This is a genomic window from Oryzibacillus soli (assembly GCF_051594765.1).
In the GTDB taxonomy this organism is placed as follows: domain Bacteria; phylum Bacillota; class Bacilli; order Paenibacillales; family NBRC-103111; genus Paenibacillus_AR.
On the sequence record NZ_JBPPGJ010000119.1, the window covers coordinates 1 to 307 of the forward strand.

The 307-nt window shown below is 50.5% G+C and carries 1 protein-coding gene; it reads left to right on the plus strand.

Features of this window, described 5'->3' with window-relative positions; genetic code table 11:
- Positions 1–28: 28 nt before the first annotated feature.
- On the plus strand, positions 29–307 hold a 279-nt coding region (locus ACSEXW_RS28620; protein ID WP_438449526.1), incomplete at its 3' end, for a transposase.

The following is a 307-nucleotide window of genomic DNA, read 5'->3' on the forward strand; positions in this document are numbered from 1 at the left end:
AACTAGAAGGAAAGGTCGGTTTGAGAGGATGACACAAGTGGCACGGTTTAGTAAGGAACAGGTGAAGGCATTCGTCAAGGAGAATAACCTGAAGACCATGGATGACGTGCAATCTGCACTCAAGGAATTGTTTGCAGAGACACTTCAGTCCATGCTGGAGGCCGAGCTCGACACGGAGCTTGGATACGAAAAGCACGATTTGAAAAGCAAGGCAACCTCTAACAGCCGCAATGGGAAGACAAAGAAAACGGTGACGAGCGAATACGGTGAGATGGAGATCCAGGTCCCACGCGACCGTAACGGCGAG